Source organism: uncultured Microbacterium sp. (assembly GCF_963528945.1).
Taxonomy (GTDB): Bacteria; Actinomycetota; Actinomycetes; order Actinomycetales; family Microbacteriaceae; genus Microbacterium.
On the sequence record NZ_CAURWX010000001.1, the window covers coordinates 482,023 to 496,210 of the forward strand.

Below are 14,188 nucleotides of genomic sequence, written 5' to 3' on the forward strand. Positions count from 1 at the left end.
GACGAGACAGACTACGGGCAGAAACCCAAGGAGGTCCGCGTGAGTGCAGCGGCAGACCAGCAGGCCACGGCGAAGCTGACGATCGGTGACACGACCGCCGAATTCCCGCTCCTGCACGGCACTGCGGGCCACAACAGCATCGACTTCTCGACGCTGACGCGGCAGACCGGTTACACCGGCCTCGACTACGGTTTCGTGAACACCGCGTCGACCAAGTCGGAGATCACGTTCATCGACGGCGACCAGGGCATCCTGCGTTATCGCGGCTACCCGATCGAGCAGTTGGCCGGTCGCACGAGCTACCTCGAGGTGGCCTGGCTGCTCATCTACGGCGAACTGCCCAGCGAGACCGAGCTCGCCGAGTTCGACGAGAAGATCCGTCGGCACACGCTGCTCCACGAAGACCTCAAGCACTTCTTCTCGGCGCTGCCGCACACCGCGCATCCGATGTCGGTGCTCTCGTCTGCCGTCGCCGCGCTATCGACCTACTACGAGGGCCAGACCGACCCGCACAACCCCGAGCACGTCGAGATCAACACGATCCGCATGCTCGCCAAGCTCCCGGTCATCGCGGCCTACGCGCACAAGAAGAGCATCGGGCAGGCATTCCTGTACCCCGACAACTCGCTGGGCTTCGTCGAGAACTTCCTCAAGCTCAACTTCGGCGTGAACTCCGAGCCGTACGAGATCAACCCGGTCATGGCCAAGGCGCTCGAGCTGCTGCTGATCCTGCACGAGGACCACGAGCAGAACGCGTCGACGTCGACCGTGCGTCTGGTCGGCTCCACCGGTGCGAACCAGTTCGCGTCGATCTCCGCAGGCATCCAGGCGCTCTCCGGACCGCTGCACGGTGGCGCGAACGAGGCCGTGCTCACGATGCTCGGGCAGATCCGCGACTCCGGTCAGAGCGTCTCCCGCTTCGTCGAGCGCGTGAAGAACAAGGAGGAGGGCGTCAAGCTCATGGGCTTCGGCCACCGGGTCTACAAGAACTACGACCCGCGCGCCAAGCTCGTCAAGGAGGCCGCAGACGAGGTCCTCGCGTCGCTGGGCGTGACCGATCCGCTCCTCGATCTTGCGAAGGAGCTCGAGGAGATCGCCCTCGCCGACGACTACTTCCGCGAGCGACGCCTGTACCCGAACGTCGACTTCTACACCGGCGTCATCTACAAGGCGATGGGCTTCCCCACGCGCATGTTCACGGTGCTGTTCGCGATCGGCCGCCTCCCCGGGTGGCTGGCGCAGTGGCGCGAGCTGCAGAACGACCCGCAGACCAAGATCGGGCGCCCGCAGCAGCTCTACACCGGGTCGCCGGAGCGCTCGTACCCGACGCGCTGATCGGGCGCGCCCCGTGCCCGTCGTCAGCTCCGAGGCGTACGTTCCCGTCGACCCTGCGACCGCGTTCGCGGTCTCGCAGACGACCGGTGCCGTGCGCCGGCGGTGGGACCGGTTCATCAGCGAGCAGCACTTCCTCGACGGGGCCGTAGCGGCGGCCAAGGGCGTGCGCACGCACACTCGACAGCGCTTCGGCCTGTCGATGACCAGCAGGTACGTCTCGTACGCTCCGCCGACCAACGTGGGCATGGTCATGGAGGACGGCCCCTGGTTGTTCGCCAAGATGGGCGGCGGATGGCGTTTCGCTCCCGCCGACGACGGCGCGGGCACGATCGCGACGTGGAAGTACAACTTCGCGTGCCGTCCCGCGTGGCTCGCCCCGATCGCCGAATTGATCGGCGTGCGCGTGCTGGGGTACGAGATCAGGCGGCGGCTCGACGGTTTCGTCGCCGGATGCAGCGACCCCGAGGTGCTCCGCGCGGTGCGGAGCCCCTCGGGGTCGTGAATCGATCCGGCGTCGCGGGTCAGCGCGCCTGCGAGCCGCGTCCGCCCTGGCGGTTCGCGCCCGGACGGCCGCCCTGGCCACCGGTCCGCGACTGACCGCCCTGACGCGCCGGGGCAGCGCCGGCCTGTGCCTGGCCCTGGCCGGCGGGACGCGGGCGACGACGACGGCGAGCCGGAGGCGTCGCCGCTCCGCTGCGCTCGCCACCGGCGGGACGCTGCTTCGGCGCCTGACGCTGCGCGGGCTGCGGGGGAGCGGGACGCACGTGCGGCGCGCGCTCGGGCACGAGCTCGGTGACCGCGGCGGCGGTGACGTCTTCGAGCGGGGCCACGATCGCGGCCTTGCGCAGCAGGTCCTTCACGTCGCGGCGCTGCTCGGGGAGCACGACCGTGACGACGGTGCCGGCGGCGCCGGCGCGCGCGGTGCGGCCCGAACGGTGCAGGTACGCCTTGTGCTCGACGGGCGGGTCGACATGGACGACGAGGTCGACGTTGTCGACGTGCACGCCGCGTGCGGCGACATCGGTCGCGACGAGCACGCGCACGCCCCCGTCGGCGGGGTCGGAGGAGAAGGCGCCGAGGTTGCGCTCACGCGCGTTCTGCGACAGGTTGCCGTGCAGGTCGACGGCCGGGATGCCGGCGGCGGTGAGCTGCTTCGCGAGCTTCTTCGCCTGGTGCTTCGTTCGGGTGAACAGGATGCGACGGCCGGTGCCGGAGGCGAGCTCGCGCACGAGCGTGGTCTTGTTCTCGGTCGAGTCGACGACGAGCACGCGGTGCGTCATCTCGCCGACGGGCACGCTGGCCTCGTCGACCTCGTGGCTGACCGGGTTCACCAGGAAACGGCGGGCGAGCGTGTCGATGCCGCGGTCGAGGGTGGCGCTGAAGAGCAGACGCTGACCACCGGCGGGGGTCGCCGACAGGATGCGGGTGACGCCGGGGAGGAACCCGAGGTCGGCCATGTGGTCGGCCTCGTCGAGCACCGCCACCTCCACCTGGCTCAGGCGCACGATCTGCTGCTTCATGAGGTCTTCGAGTCGACCGGGGCAGGCGACGACGATGTCGACGCCGCCGCCCAGGGCCTTCTCCTGCGGGCGCTGGCTCACGCCGCCGAAGACCGTGGTGACGCGCAGGCCGACGGCCTCGGCGAGGGGGGCGATGGTCGCGGCGATCTGCGTCGCGAGCTCGCGGGTCGGTGCGAGCACCAGTCCGCGCGGAAGGCCCGCACGGCGAGGAGCGCCCGACGCGGCGAGGCGGGCGACGAGCGGCAGGGCGAAGGCGATGGTCTTGCCGCTGCCGGTGCGGCCGCGGCCGAGCAGGTCGCGCCCCGCGAGCGAGTCGGGAAGCGTGTCGCGCTGGATGGCGAACGCCTCGGTCTTGCCGGATTCGGCGAGGACGGCGGCGAGCTCGGCGGGAACGCCGAGATCGAGGAAAGTAGGCATGCGTGACTCCGTCGGTGCGTGGGATCACGCACGGGTAGTGGGTTGAGGTGGGCGCCGGCGCTCAGGGAGGAGCGCATCGGTCCGCCGTTCGAAAGGCCAGCGATCGCTGGTGGTGGGAGCCTGGTGGCTCGTTCTGGTCCTCAATGACCCCGTGACGACGACGACGCCGCCGGGACACGGTCCAGACGACGCCCCAGTCTAGCAGCGCGACCTGGGACCGGGCTCAGCGCCGCCGTCAGGCGTGCAGCGTCTCGTTGAGCGTCACGCCCGCGCCGGCGCGCCGCACGGCCTCTACGGCGCCGGAGAGGGAGTTGCGCCGGAAGAGCAGGCCGCTCTGCCCGGAGAGTTCCGCACCCTTCACGGTGCGGCGCCCGCCGTCGGCCGTCGCGGGCGCATCGGCCAGCACGATCTTCGTGCCGGCGGTGACGTAGAGGCCGGCCTCGACCACGCAGTCGTCGCCGAGGGAGATGCCGATGCCGGCGTTCGCGCCGAGGAGCGTGCGCGCGCCGATCGACACGCGATGCGAGCCCCCGCCCGAGAGCGTGCCCATGATCGACGCGCCTCCTCCGATGTCGCTGCCGTCTCCGACGACGACGCCCTGTGAGATGCGACCCTCCACCATGGAGGCCCCCAGCGTGCCGGCGTTGAAGTTCACGAAGCCCTCGTGCATCACGGTCGTGCCGGAGGCGAGGTGGGCGCCCAGGCGCACGCGGGAGGCGTCGGCGATGCGCACACCGACCGGCTGCACGTAGTCGGTGAGGCGCGGGAACTTGTCGAGCCCCTGCACCTGGATTCCGGCGCGCTGGAGCTGCGGCCGACGGCGTGCGGCCTCGCCGGGCAGCATCGGCCCCGCGTTGGTCCAGGCCACGTTGGGCAGGTGGGCGAAGATGCCGTCGAGGTTCAGCTCGTTCGGGCGCGCGATCAGGTGCGAGAGGGCGTGGAGGCGCAGGTACGCATCGGCGGTCGACGCCGGAGCGGCGTCGAGGTCGATCTGCAGCCGCACGAGTTCGGTGCGCACGCCGCGGCGATCGTCAGCATCCGCCTCGGCGCCCAGTCCGGCGTCGCCGTCGGCAGGAAGCGACCCTGCGGCGACCTCGGGGTACCACGCGTCGAGCACGGTGCCGTCGTCGGCGATGGTCGTCAGTCCGATACCCCACACGGTGCGCGCGTCAGTCATGCCTCCACGGTACCGGCTCGTGGCCGTCCGCCCGATGCGTCGCCCCGCGAGTGCCGGCGGCCAGGTCGTAGGCTGGGGGGATGCCGCTCGATCTGACCGCATCCTCCGTCGACCTCACCCGCGCGATCTGCGACGTTCCCAGCGTCTCGGGCGACGAGAAGGCCCTCGCCGATCTGATCGAGGAGGCGCTGGCGCCGCTCGATCATCTCGAGGTCATCCGGCACGGCAACACGGTCGTCGCGCGCACCGCGTTGGGGCGTGCGCAGCGCGTCGCCATCGCCGGCCACATCGACACCGTCCCCCTCAACGGCAACCTCCCCACGCGCCTGGTCGACATCGACGGCGAGCCCCACCTGTGGGGGCGCGGCACCGTCGACATGAAGGGGGGCACGGCCGTGCAGCTGAAGCTCGCCGCCGAGCTCGTCGATCCCGCCGTCGACATCACCTGGATGTGGTACGACAACGAGGAGGTCGACGCCGCGAAGAACGGACTCGGTCTTCTGGCGGCCGACCGCCCCGACTTGTTCGCCGCCGACTTCGCAATTCTGGGAGAGCCCTCGAACGGCGAGGTCGAGGGGGGATGCAACGGCACGATGCGCGCGATCGTCCGGACCCACGGGGTACGTGCGCACAGCGCTCGTGCGTGGATCGGGGAGAACGCCATCCACGCCGCCGCCCCCATCCTCGCGCGTCTCGCCGAGTATCGGGCGCGGGAGATCCCGGTGGACGGCCTGCTGTACCGCGAGAGCCTGAGCGCGGTGCGCATCACCGGTGGGGTGGCGGGCAATGTCATCCCGGATCTCTGCGAGGTCGAGGTCAACTACCGGTTCGCGCCCGACACGTCGGCGGCGAAGGCGGAAGCGCACCTGCGCAGCGTGCTGGCCGGTTTCGAGGTCGAGATCACGGATGCCGCGGAGGGGGCCAGACCAGGACTCGACGCACCGATCGCGCACGACTTCGTCACGGCGGTCGGCGCCGAGCCGCGGCCCAAGTACGGCTGGACCGACGTGGCGCGCTTCTCGGCGCTCGGCATCCCCGCGGTGAACTACGGGCCGGGCGACCCGCATCTCGCCCACCACGACGAGGAGCGGGTGCCGCTCGCTCAGATCGACGCCGTCGAGCGCGGTCTGCGCGCATGGCTCACGCGGCGCTGACCGCGGCGCGGCGCTGGGCGCAGCTGCCGCTGGCCCTGCGCATCGCGGTCGTCTACCTCGTTGCACGGGTCGTCACGACGGCGTTCCTCGTGCTCGCGGCGGATCTCTCCACCTCGCTGTCGCGGTTCGGCGCCGACCCCGGCCTCGCCGATTTCGTGCTCGGCTGGGATGCGCAGTGGTACTGGCTGGTCGCGGTGGAGGGGTACCCGACGACACTCCCGCTGACGGACGCGGGAACGGTGGCCGAGAACGCGTGGGCCTTCATGCCGGTCTTCGCCTACGTCGCACAGGGACTCGGCGTGTTGTTCGGGTCGTGGGGCGTCGGCGCCTTCCTCGTCTCGTTCGTGTCTGGCTATCTGGCCTGTCTGGCGCTGCACCGTCTGCTGCGCGACCGGATCGGGGCATCTGCGGCGTCGTGGGCGGTGGTCTTCTTCGCCACGGGCCCGGTCGCGGCGATGTTCCAGGTCGGGTACGCGGAGTCGCTGTTCCTCCTCCTTCTCTTCCTCGCGCTGGATGCGGTCCAGCGTCGCGCGTACGCCTGGCTGTACCTGCTGATCCCCGTCATGGCGTTCACGCGTCCGGGCATCCTGGCCTTCGCCCTGTTCCTCGGGCTGCACGGCATCGTGCGCTGGATGCGGCGGCGACGGGATCCTCTGAGGCGCGTCGAGGTCGTGCACATCGTTGCGGCGGGTGCGCTGGCGACGATCACCGGCTTCGCCTGGCAGGTCATCGCCGGGCTCGTGACCGGCGACATGGGCGCCTATCTGCAGACCGAACTGGCGTGGCGGCGACAGTGGGTGCCGGGCGGTGTCGAGGGCTTCGTGCCCTTCGAGGGGTGGATCCAGGCCGCGTCTCTGTGGTTCACGCTGTGGGGACTCCCGGCGTGGGCGGGTCCTGTCGTCCTGGCACTCGTCCTCATCGGCGTGACCCTTCTTCTGCTGCTTCTCCCGCAGGTGCGCGCACTCGGGTCGGATCTGCGGCTGTGGAGCGCCAGCTACCTGCTCTACCTCCTCGCGGTGTTCTTCCCTCAGTCGAGCACCTTCCGACTCCTGCTGCCCCTCAGCCCCCTCTGGGGGGCGGCGGCGGTGCCGCGGTCTCGGGGCTGGCGGATCGGGGTCGTCGCCCTCTGCCTGCTCGGGCAGTGGGTCTGGATCTTCCATGTCTACGCCCTCGGGAACGCGTTCTGGCAGGTCCCGTGAGCGTGAACAACGGATGCTTTTCTTCACAGGTGACGCTCAGGTGGTGGCCGTACCCGATAAACTCTCTGCATACCACCGAGGAAAGGAAGCCGCGATGGCAGCGATGAAGCCGAGGACCGGGGACGGCCCCATGGAGGCCGTGAAAGAGGGACGACTCATCATCGTGCGTGTTCCGCTCGAAGGAGGGGGCCGTCTGGTCGTCTCCGTGAACGACGCCGAGGCGAAGGAGCTTCACGACGTGCTGGCAGCCGTCGTGGCGCCGGCCTGAGGCCCGTCCGCAACGGGTACGCAGAGAAGAGGGCGGTGGATCATCCGATCCACCGCCCTCTTTCGCGTCTGAAGAAGCGGCGGTCAGCCGCGCTCGGGGAGCCCGATGAGCTGCAGCAGGCCCTCGCCCGTGCCGGAGACGGTCGCGAGGACCGCGGCCGATTCCTGGGTCGCCTGGATGAGGGAGCGGTACGAGGCCGTCACCTCGTCGCGCTGCACCGGGTCGGCCACACGACCACCTGCGAGGACGCGCGGCACGAGCACCATGCCGCCCTCGCGGACCAGGCGCAGGCCGTGCTCGACGTAGTCGATGACGTTGTCGGGGTCGGCGTCGACGAACACGATGTCGTACGACGCCTCGTTCATGCGGGGAAGCACATCGGCGGCGCGACCCGTGATGAACCGCGCCCTCGTCGCGGGAACGCGGGCGTCGGCGAAAGACTGGCGGGCGGCGGCGAGGTGCTCCGGCTCGTTGTCGATCGTCGTGAGGACGGCCTGCGGAGCCCCGCGCAGCAGCCAGAGGCCGGAGACACCGGCACCGGTGCCGATCTCGACAATGGAGCGGGCCGATGTCGCGGCGGCGAGGACGGCGACCTGCGAGCCCACGGCTGCGCTGATCGGCGCCGCGCCGAGCTCGAGAGCGTGCGCGCGGGCGCGGGAGATCGCATCCGGTTCGACGATGGACTCGCGGAGGAAACGCGCGTTCGCGTCGTGCTCGCTCATGGGGGGCCTTTCCCTGCGCTGTGACTTCTCCCAGGGTATTCGCTCCGTGGACGAGCCGAGCGCAGGCGCGGCGGTAGCCTGGGGAGATGGAGTTCGGACTGACCATCGAGAAGCTGCTGCTGATCGGTCTCGTCGCCGTGCTCATCGTGGGCCCCGAACGCCTGCCGCGTATGGCCGAAGGGTTCGCTCGCGTGGTGCGCCGAGGTGGCGAGTTCCTGCGCGACACCCGCAGCCGCATGCGCGACGAGATGGGCCCCGAGATCGACGAGGTCGACTGGCGCAAGCTCGATCCGCGTCAGTACGACCCCCGCCGCATCATCCGCGACGCGCTGTTCGAGGACCCGGCTCCGGCGGCGACCGCCGCGCCCGCCGTCATCGCCGAGCCCGCGCCGCGGCGCCCGATGACCCCGTTCGACGCCTCGCACCTGCCGCCGTTCGACGCCGAAGCCACCTGACGACCGTGTCTGCGCCGCGGCGCCCCCGCAGGCAGGGTCAGCGCGGCGAGAAGGGCAGGCGTCGCCCTGCGAGGCTCTCGGGCCGGCGCGACAGGGCGGCTGCGAGTTCGCGGATCTCGATCGCGGCCGCGTCGTCCGGATGCTGCAGCACCACGGGCATCCCGGCGTCCCCGCCCTCGCGCAGGGCGGGGCTCAGGGGGATCGACGCGAGCAGCGGCACGGCCGCATCCTCGACGGTCAGGGCGTCCGCGACCGCGGCGCCCCCGCCGGCGCCGAAGAGTTCGAGCATCGAGCCGTCGGGCATCCGCAGCGGACCCATGTTCTCGACCACGCCGATCACGCGCTGCCCGGTCTGACGCGCGACGAGCCCGCTGCGGATCGCGACGTCGGAGGCCGCGACCTGCGGGGTCGTGACCACCAGCACGTCGGCGTGGGGGAGGAGCTGACCCATCGAGATGGCGATGTCGCCGGTCCCCGGCGGCATGTCGATGAGCAGCACGTCGAGGTCGCCGAAGTGCACGTCGGTGAGGAACTGCGAGACCGTGCGGTGCAGCATCGGGCCGCGCCACGCGACGACCCCCTCCCCGTCACGCAAGAACATCCCGATCGAGATGGTCTTCACGCCGTACGCCACCGGCGGCAGCATCAGGTCGTCGATCCGCGTCGGCTGCGTGCCTGCGGGAATGCCGAGCAGCCCGGGGATCGAGAACCCGTGCACGTCGGCGTCGACCAGGCCGACGGCCAATCCGCGCTCGGCCATCGCCACCGCGAGGTTCGCCGTGACCGTGGACTTGCCGACCCCGCCCTTGCCGCTCGAGACGAGGATGACCCGCGTGAGCGAGTCGGGTCCGAAGGGCATCTGCCGGGGTGCTCGTCCGTCGCGCAGTTTCTCGGTGAGTGCGCGCCGCTCGTCCGGCGTCATCACGCCGACCTCGACGGTCACCTCGGCGATCCCGGGGACCGACGCCGCTGCGGCGCGCACATCCGCCTCGATGCGATCCGCGGCGGGACAACCGACGATCGTGAGCACGATCCCCACCTGCGCGGAGGCGCCTTCGACGGAGACTCCGCGCACCATGTCGAGGTCGCCGATGGGCCGGCGCAGTTCGGGGTCCGACACCGCCGCCACGGCCCGACGAACGTCGTCGGCGGTCGTCATCGGCGCGGTCGCGGGGAGCGCGTGCGGATCGGACCGGTCTGCGGGTGCGCGGACGCGGTCTGCGACGGGTCGGCGCCGGCCTCGTTCTCGTCGAGATCGGCGAGCAGCGCCTTCAGCTCCTGCCGCAGCACGTCGCGCGTCACGACCTGCGCGTTGCGCTCCTCGAGCGCCATGCGCAGCGCGACGATCTCGCGGGCGAGGTACTCGGTGTCGGCGAGGTTGCGCTCCGCGCGCTGCCGGTCCTGTTCGATCTGCACGCGGTCGCGGTCGTCCTGCCGGTTCTGGGCCAACAGGATGAGCGGGGCGGCGTACGACGCCTGCAGGGAGAGCATGAGCGTGAGCGCGGTGAACCCCAAGGTCGCGTCGTCGAAACGCAACCCCTCGGGCATGAGCGTGTTCCACCCGATCCACAGCAGGCAGAACAGGCTGAGGATCACCAGGAACGCGGGGGTGCCCATCGCGCGGGCCACCCATTCGGTGAAGCGGCCGAACCGGTCGCGCGACGTCGTCTTCTGCCGCGTCGTGCCGCGGCCCAGGGGTGCGTCGAGCTGGGGGGAGCGCGAGCGGGCCATCAGCGCACCTCCGCAGACGTACCGGGTGAGCTGTCGATGTCGTGCGTGCGCCAGTCGTCCGGCAGCAGGTAGTCGAGCACGTCGTCGACGCTGATCGCGCCGACGAGGCGGTGGGCCGCATCGACGACAGGCAGTGACACCAGGTCGTAGCTGGCGAGCAGACGGGCCACCTCGGCGGCGGATGCCGTGACGGGGACGGGCTCGAGACTGTCGTCGACGATGGCCCCCAACCGCTCGTGCGGCGGGTAACGGAGCATCCGCTGGAAGTGCACGACCCCGAGCAGACGGCCGGTCGGCGTCTCGAACGGGGGCAGCGTCACGAAGACCGCCGCGGCGAGGGCGGGATGCAGCTCGTGACGGCGGATGAGCGCGAGCGCCTCGGCGACGGTCGCGTCGGCGGAGAGCACGATCGGCTCGGGCGTCATGAGGCCACCGGCGGTGTCGGGGCCGTAGCGCAGCAGCATGCGCACATCGTCGGCCTCTTCGGGCTCCATCAGCTCGAGGAGGTGCTCCAGGCGGTTCGGCGGCAGCTGCGCGAGCAGGTCGGCTGCGTCGTCGGGCTCCATCTGGTCGAGGATGTCGGCAGCGCGCTCGTCGCCGAGACGGTCGAGGATATGCACCTGCTCGTCTTCGGGCATCTCTTCGAGGGCGTCGGCGAGCCGGTCGTCCGACAGCTCCTCGGCGACCTCGATCATGCGCTGCTGGGGAAGGTCGAGGAGCGTGTTGGCGAGGTCGGCGGCGTGCAGTTCGGAGTACGACGCGACGAGCTGCTCGGCAGACTGCGACTCGCCCGGTGAACGCTGCTCGGAGACCTCGTTCCACGCCGCGAACGTCGTCGAGCCCTTCGCGAACGGCGAGGCGCTGGTCTTCGGGCGGCGGAGGAACAACTGGCTCACGGCCCACTCGCCCAGGCGGTTGGGTTCGATCGCGACATCCTCAATCACGGCAGTACCGCTACCGTCGACGAGGCTCACGCGGCGGCCGAGCAGCTCGGCGAGCACGCGCACCTCGCCGGGGCGCGGCGAGAACCGGCGCACGTTGATCAGTCCGGTGGTGATGACCTGTCCGGAGCGGATCGACGTGACCCGCCCGATGGAGACGAACACCTGACGGCGGCCGGGGATCTCGACGACCAGCCCGATCACTCGGGGGGCCGCGGTACTTCGGTACACGACGACGACGTCACGGACCTTGCCGAGCCGGTCGCCCACGGGGTCGAAGACGGCGCAGCCTGCCAGGCGCGCGGCGAATACCCGTTGTGTGCTCACCCGACCAGCGTAGTCGGCGGTGCGGGGGCGCGCGCCCGATCCCGCAGCCGGGCGGATGCCCGGGACGGCATGGGACAATGGGGCGATGAGCATGCTCAACCGCCCCGCGAACAGCACCGACATCGGCGAGGTCGTCGCCTCGATGCGCGACTACGAGGCCGCCCAGAAGACGGTCTCGAAGCTCATCGCGGGGGAGGTGCCCGCGCGCGACATCGCCATCGTCGGCCAGGGCATCCGTACCGTGGAGCGCATCACCGGCCGTCTCGGCTACGCGACGGCGGCGCGCTCCGGTGCCGTGAACGGCATCCTGATCGGCCTCTTCCTGTCCGCCATCCTGGTGCTCGGCAATCCCGAGGTGCCGATCCAGCTGTTCGTCGGCTTCGTGCTCATCGGCGTCGCGATCGGCATGATCCTCAGCCTCGTCACCTTCGCCATCGTGCGGCGACGCCGGGACTTCGCGAGCGTCACCCAGCTGGCGTCCGACCACTACGAGGTCACCGTGCTGGCCGCCTCCCTCGCCAAGGCCCGGCAGGTGCTGGGTGCGCGTCCGGCCGCCCCGCGGCCTCCCGTGAACCTCGACGAGCCGCCGCGGTACGGCGAGCGGATCCCGGCCGGGGGCGCCACGCCCGGACAGCAGCCGCCGGTCGCGCCGCCCGTGCCGCCGGTGGTGCCGCCCCGCCCCGCCGACCCGACGCCCGGTGCTCAGACGCCCGGTGCCGAGACCCCCTCGTCCCCCGGGGCCGACGCGGGGAAGCCGGACGAGGGCGGCGCTCCCACGCCGGGTGCGCCCGAGCCCGCCTGATGCCCGATCCGGAGCGGCGCGTGATCGAGGTCGCGCTGCCCGCCGGCCCGACCACCGTGTCGGCGCTGTGGACGCCTCCCGTCGACGGGACGGTCGTGATCGTCGCGCACGGTGCGGGAGCGGGCATGGAGCATCCGTTCCTCACCGGTTTCGCCGAGGCGCTGGCCGCCGAAGGGTTCGGCACCCTGCGGTTCAACTTCCCGTACGTCGAGCAGGGCCGGCGGATGCCCGGACCCGCCGCCCACGCGACGGCCACGTGGCGGGCCGTGGTCGACGCCGTGCGGGAGGCCGCGCCGGGCGCGCGCATCATCGCGACCGGGAAGTCCTACGGCGGGCGCATGGCGTCGATGGCGGTGGCCGACGGTCTCGCGATCGATGCTCTCGCCTACCTGGGATACCCGCTGCATCCGCCGGGAGCGCCCGAGAAGCTGCGCGCCGAGCACCTGCCGGGAATCGCGGTGCCGCAGCTGTTCGTCGAGGGGTCGAACGACCCGTTCATCCAGCCGCGCGAGCAGTTCGACGAGGTCGTGGCCGGGTGTCGGGACGCCCGGGTCGTCTGGATCGAGGGCGGCGGCCACAGCTTCGAGGTGAAGGGGCGCAAGGTCGGGGCATCCGAGGTGGGGGCCTCCCTCGCACCGATCGTCGCCGAGTTCGCCGCCGCGCGCTGAGCGGCGCGACGGCGAAGCTTCGCGGCGTCAGCTCTGGGCGCGGGCGATCCAGGCCTCGATCTCGTCGGCCGTGCGGGGGATGTCCGCCGACAGATTGACCGGACCGTCTTCGGTCATGAGGATGTCGTCCTCGATGCGCACCCCGATGCCGCGCAGCTCCTCGGGCACCGTGAGATCGTCGATCTGGAAGTACAGACCCGGCTCGATCGTGAACACCATGCCGGGGGCGAGGATGCCGTCGTAGTACATCTCGCGGCGGGCCTGCGCGCAGTCGTGCACGTCGATGCCGAGGTGGTGCGAGGTGCCGTGCACCATGTAGCGCCGGTGCTGTCCGCCGCGGTCGGCGTCGAGCGCCTCGTCGGCCGTCACCGGCAGCAGACCCCACTCCGCCGTGCGGGCGGCGATCACCGACATCGCGGCGGCGTGGATGTCGCGGAAGCGCACGCCGACCTTCGCGGCGGCGAAGGCGACGTCGGCGGCCTCGCGCACCGTCTCGTAGACCTTGCGCTGCACGTCGGTGAACGTCCCGGACACCGGGATGGTGCGGGTGATGTCGGCGGTGTAGAGGCTGTCGGCCTCGACTCCGGCATCGACCAGGATGAGGTCGCCGGGCAGCACGGCGCCGTCGTTGCGGGTCCAGTGCAGGTAGCAGGCATGGGGACCGGATGCCGCGATCGTGTCGTAGCCCTCGCCGTTGCCGTCTTCACGGGCGCGGCGGTGGAACACGCCCTCGACGACGCGCTCGCCGCGGGAGTGCGCGATCGCGGCGGGCAGTTCTCGGAGGATGTCGTCGAAGCCCGCCGCGGTGATGGCCACCGCACGTCGCATCTCGGCGATCTCGTACTCGTCCTTGATGAGGCGCAGCTCGGAGACGACGCGGGTCAGCGTGTCGTCCTCGTCGAGCACGAGCTGGCCCTCGGACACGGCGAAGTCCGCCAGGTGCGCGGTCTCGATCGCGAGGTCGGCAGCCACTCCGGCGAGCGACGGGCGCGGGCCGATCCAGAATTCGCCGACGGTGGCGTCGGCGTAGAACTCGGTGGTGGTGCGGTCGGCCCGCTCACGGAAGTAGAGGGTGACGTCGTGGCCGTCGTCGGTCGGGTCGAACACCAGCACCGAATCGGGTTCGGTGTCGGAGGCCCACCCGGTGAGGTGCGCGAAGGCCGAGTGCGCACGGAACACGTAGTCGGTGTCGTTGCTGCGCTGCTTCAGCGAGCCGGCCGGGATGACGAGGCGCTTGCCGGGGAACGCGGCGGAGAGGGCCGCACGGCGACGCGCGGCGAACGGCGCCTGGGCTCGGGCGGTGGGAAGGGTCTCGGGGCGCTCCGCCCAGCCGGTCGAGATCGTGTCGAGGAACCCCTGGGGGAACGGCTGCTTGCGGTTCGTCGTGCTGTTCTCGGCCTGGGGTTCCGCGACGGTGTCGCGCTCTGCTGCGGTGCTCATCCCCCCAGTCTCTCACCTGGGCGCGCCGGAGC

General features: G+C 71.2%; 15 protein-coding genes. 8 read left to right on the forward strand and 7 right to left on the reverse strand.

Features of this window, described 5'->3' with window-relative positions; all coding sequences use genetic code 11:
* Window positions 1–39: 39 nt before the first annotated feature.
* The gene (locus RWS82_RS02155) at window positions 40–1,335 is read left to right on the forward strand and encodes a citrate synthase (RefSeq protein ID WP_314646392.1); all 1,296 of its coding nucleotides are present in this window, start codon (window positions 40–42) and stop codon (window positions 1,333–1,335) included.
* Window positions 1,336–1,348: 13 nt separating this feature from the next.
* Window positions 1,349–1,837 carry an SRPBCC family protein gene (locus tag RWS82_RS02160; protein WP_314646394.1) on the forward strand — a complete coding sequence of 163 codons (489 nt, stop codon included), beginning with the start codon at window positions 1,349–1,351 and terminating at the stop codon, window positions 1,835–1,837.
* A gap of 19 nt (window positions 1,838–1,856) precedes the next feature.
* Here RWS82_RS02160 and RWS82_RS02165 read toward each other — a convergent pair whose 3' ends face one another.
* Together RWS82_RS02165 and dapD are read right to left on the reverse strand one after the other, a co-directional pair.
* Window positions 1,857–3,272, reverse strand: coding sequence for a DEAD/DEAH box helicase (locus RWS82_RS02165; protein ID WP_314646397.1), 1,416 nt, complete (start codon window positions 3,270–3,272; stop codon window positions 1,857–1,859).
* A 235-nt stretch (window positions 3,273–3,507) separates the two neighbouring features.
* Window positions 3,508–4,449, reverse strand: a complete 942-nt coding sequence (dapD, locus tag RWS82_RS02170; protein ID WP_314646399.1) for a 2,3,4,5-tetrahydropyridine-2,6-dicarboxylate N-succinyltransferase — start codon at window positions 4,447–4,449, stop codon at window positions 3,508–3,510.
* 80 nt (window positions 4,450–4,529) lie between these two features.
* On the opposite strand from dapD, the gene dapE reads away from it, so the two are divergent.
* From dapE to RWS82_RS02185, 3 genes are all read left to right on the forward strand, one after another.
* Window positions 4,530–5,603, forward strand: a complete 1,074-nt coding sequence (gene dapE / locus RWS82_RS02175; protein WP_314646400.1) for a succinyl-diaminopimelate desuccinylase — start codon at window positions 4,530–4,532, stop codon at window positions 5,601–5,603.
* The gene (locus tag RWS82_RS02180) at window positions 5,585–6,802 is read left to right on the forward strand and encodes a hypothetical protein (protein WP_314646403.1); all 1,218 of its coding nucleotides are present in this window, start codon (window positions 5,585–5,587) and stop codon (window positions 6,800–6,802) included. The genes dapE and RWS82_RS02180 overlap by 19 nt, the downstream gene beginning before the upstream one ends.
* A gap of 94 nt (window positions 6,803–6,896) precedes the next feature.
* Window positions 6,897–7,070, forward strand: coding sequence for a DUF3117 domain-containing protein (locus RWS82_RS02185; protein WP_017203323.1), 174 nt, complete (start codon window positions 6,897–6,899; stop codon window positions 7,068–7,070).
* 83 nt (window positions 7,071–7,153) lie between these two features.
* On the opposite strand, the gene RWS82_RS02190 is transcribed toward RWS82_RS02185, so the two are convergent.
* Complete coding sequence (locus tag RWS82_RS02190) at window positions 7,154–7,792, reverse strand: class I SAM-dependent methyltransferase (RefSeq protein WP_314646406.1); 639 nt, start codon at window positions 7,790–7,792, stop codon at window positions 7,154–7,156.
* Window positions 7,793–7,878: 86 nt separating this feature from the next.
* Here RWS82_RS02190 and RWS82_RS02195 point away from each other — a divergent pair, with 86 nt between their 5' ends.
* Window positions 7,879–8,247 carry a twin-arginine translocase TatA/TatE family subunit gene (locus tag RWS82_RS02195; RefSeq protein WP_314646408.1) on the forward strand — a complete coding sequence of 123 codons (369 nt, stop codon included), beginning with the start codon at window positions 7,879–7,881 and terminating at the stop codon, window positions 8,245–8,247.
* A gap of 37 nt (window positions 8,248–8,284) precedes the next feature.
* On the opposite strand, the gene RWS82_RS02200 is transcribed toward RWS82_RS02195, so the two are convergent.
* The 3 genes from RWS82_RS02200 to RWS82_RS02210 are packed head-to-tail and all read right to left on the reverse strand — an operon-like array spanning window position 8,285 to window position 11,246.
* Window positions 8,285–9,406 carry an Mrp/NBP35 family ATP-binding protein gene (locus RWS82_RS02200; RefSeq protein WP_314646411.1) on the reverse strand — a complete coding sequence of 374 codons (1,122 nt, stop codon included), beginning with the start codon at window positions 9,404–9,406 and terminating at the stop codon, window positions 8,285–8,287.
* Window positions 9,403–9,978, reverse strand: a complete 576-nt coding sequence (locus tag RWS82_RS02205) for a DUF1003 domain-containing protein (protein WP_314646414.1) — start codon at window positions 9,976–9,978, stop codon at window positions 9,403–9,405. The genes RWS82_RS02200 and RWS82_RS02205 overlap by 4 nt, the downstream gene beginning before the upstream one ends.
* Complete coding sequence (locus tag RWS82_RS02210) at window positions 9,978–11,246, reverse strand: magnesium transporter MgtE N-terminal domain-containing protein (protein WP_314646416.1); 1,269 nt, start codon at window positions 11,244–11,246, stop codon at window positions 9,978–9,980. Before RWS82_RS02210 ends, RWS82_RS02205 begins: the two co-directional genes overlap by 1 nt.
* 85 nt (window positions 11,247–11,331) lie before the next feature.
* On the opposite strand from RWS82_RS02210, the gene RWS82_RS02215 reads away from it, so the two are divergent.
* A complete protein-coding gene (locus tag RWS82_RS02215) occupies window positions 11,332–12,048 on the forward strand; it encodes a general stress protein (RefSeq protein WP_314646419.1) in 717 nt (238 codons plus the stop codon).
* Window positions 12,048–12,716: an alpha/beta fold hydrolase gene (locus tag RWS82_RS02220; protein ID WP_314646422.1), complete on the forward strand. Its 669-nt coding sequence runs from the start codon at window positions 12,048–12,050 to the stop codon at window positions 12,714–12,716. Before RWS82_RS02215 ends, RWS82_RS02220 begins: the two co-directional genes overlap by 1 nt.
* Window positions 12,717–12,743: 27 nt before the next feature.
* Here RWS82_RS02220 and RWS82_RS02225 read toward each other — a convergent pair whose 3' ends face one another.
* A complete protein-coding gene (locus RWS82_RS02225; protein WP_314646423.1) occupies window positions 12,744–14,156 on the reverse strand; it encodes an aminopeptidase P family protein in 1,413 nt (470 codons plus the stop codon).
* Window positions 14,157–14,188: the final 32 nt, after the last annotated feature.

Excerpts from the sequence above, each read along its gene's own strand:
- dapE (WP_314646400.1), top strand. The coding sequence starts at position 4,530 with ATGCCGCTCGATCTGACCGCATCCTCCGTCGACCTCACCCGCGCGATC.
- dapD (WP_314646399.1), bottom strand. The coding sequence starts at position 4,449 with ATGACTGACGCGCGCACCGTGTGGGGTATCGGACTGACGACCATCGCC.
- RWS82_RS02205 (WP_314646414.1), bottom strand. The coding sequence starts at position 9,978 with ATGGCCCGCTCGCGCTCCCCCCAGCTCGACGCACCCCTGGGCCGCGGC.
- RWS82_RS02225 (WP_314646423.1), bottom strand. The coding sequence starts at position 14,156 with ATGAGCACCGCAGCAGAGCGCGACACCGTCGCGGAACCCCAGGCCGAG.
- RWS82_RS02195 (WP_314646408.1), top strand. The coding sequence starts at position 7,879 with ATGGAGTTCGGACTGACCATCGAGAAGCTGCTGCTGATCGGTCTCGTC.
- RWS82_RS02200 (WP_314646411.1), bottom strand. The coding sequence starts at position 9,406 with ATGACGACCGCCGACGACGTTCGTCGGGCCGTGGCGGCGGTGTCGGAC.
- RWS82_RS02220 (WP_314646422.1), top strand. The coding sequence starts at position 12,048 with ATGCCCGATCCGGAGCGGCGCGTGATCGAGGTCGCGCTGCCCGCCGGC.
- RWS82_RS02180 (WP_314646403.1), top strand. The coding sequence starts at position 5,585 with ATGGCTCACGCGGCGCTGACCGCGGCGCGGCGCTGGGCGCAGCTGCCG.
- RWS82_RS02215 (WP_314646419.1), top strand. The coding sequence starts at position 11,332 with ATGAGCATGCTCAACCGCCCCGCGAACAGCACCGACATCGGCGAGGTC.
- RWS82_RS02190 (WP_314646406.1), bottom strand. The coding sequence starts at position 7,792 with ATGAGCGAGCACGACGCGAACGCGCGTTTCCTCCGCGAGTCCATCGTC.
- RWS82_RS02165 (WP_314646397.1), bottom strand. The coding sequence starts at position 3,272 with ATGCCTACTTTCCTCGATCTCGGCGTTCCCGCCGAGCTCGCCGCCGTC.
- RWS82_RS02185 (WP_017203323.1), top strand. The coding sequence starts at position 6,897 with ATGGCAGCGATGAAGCCGAGGACCGGGGACGGCCCCATGGAGGCCGTG.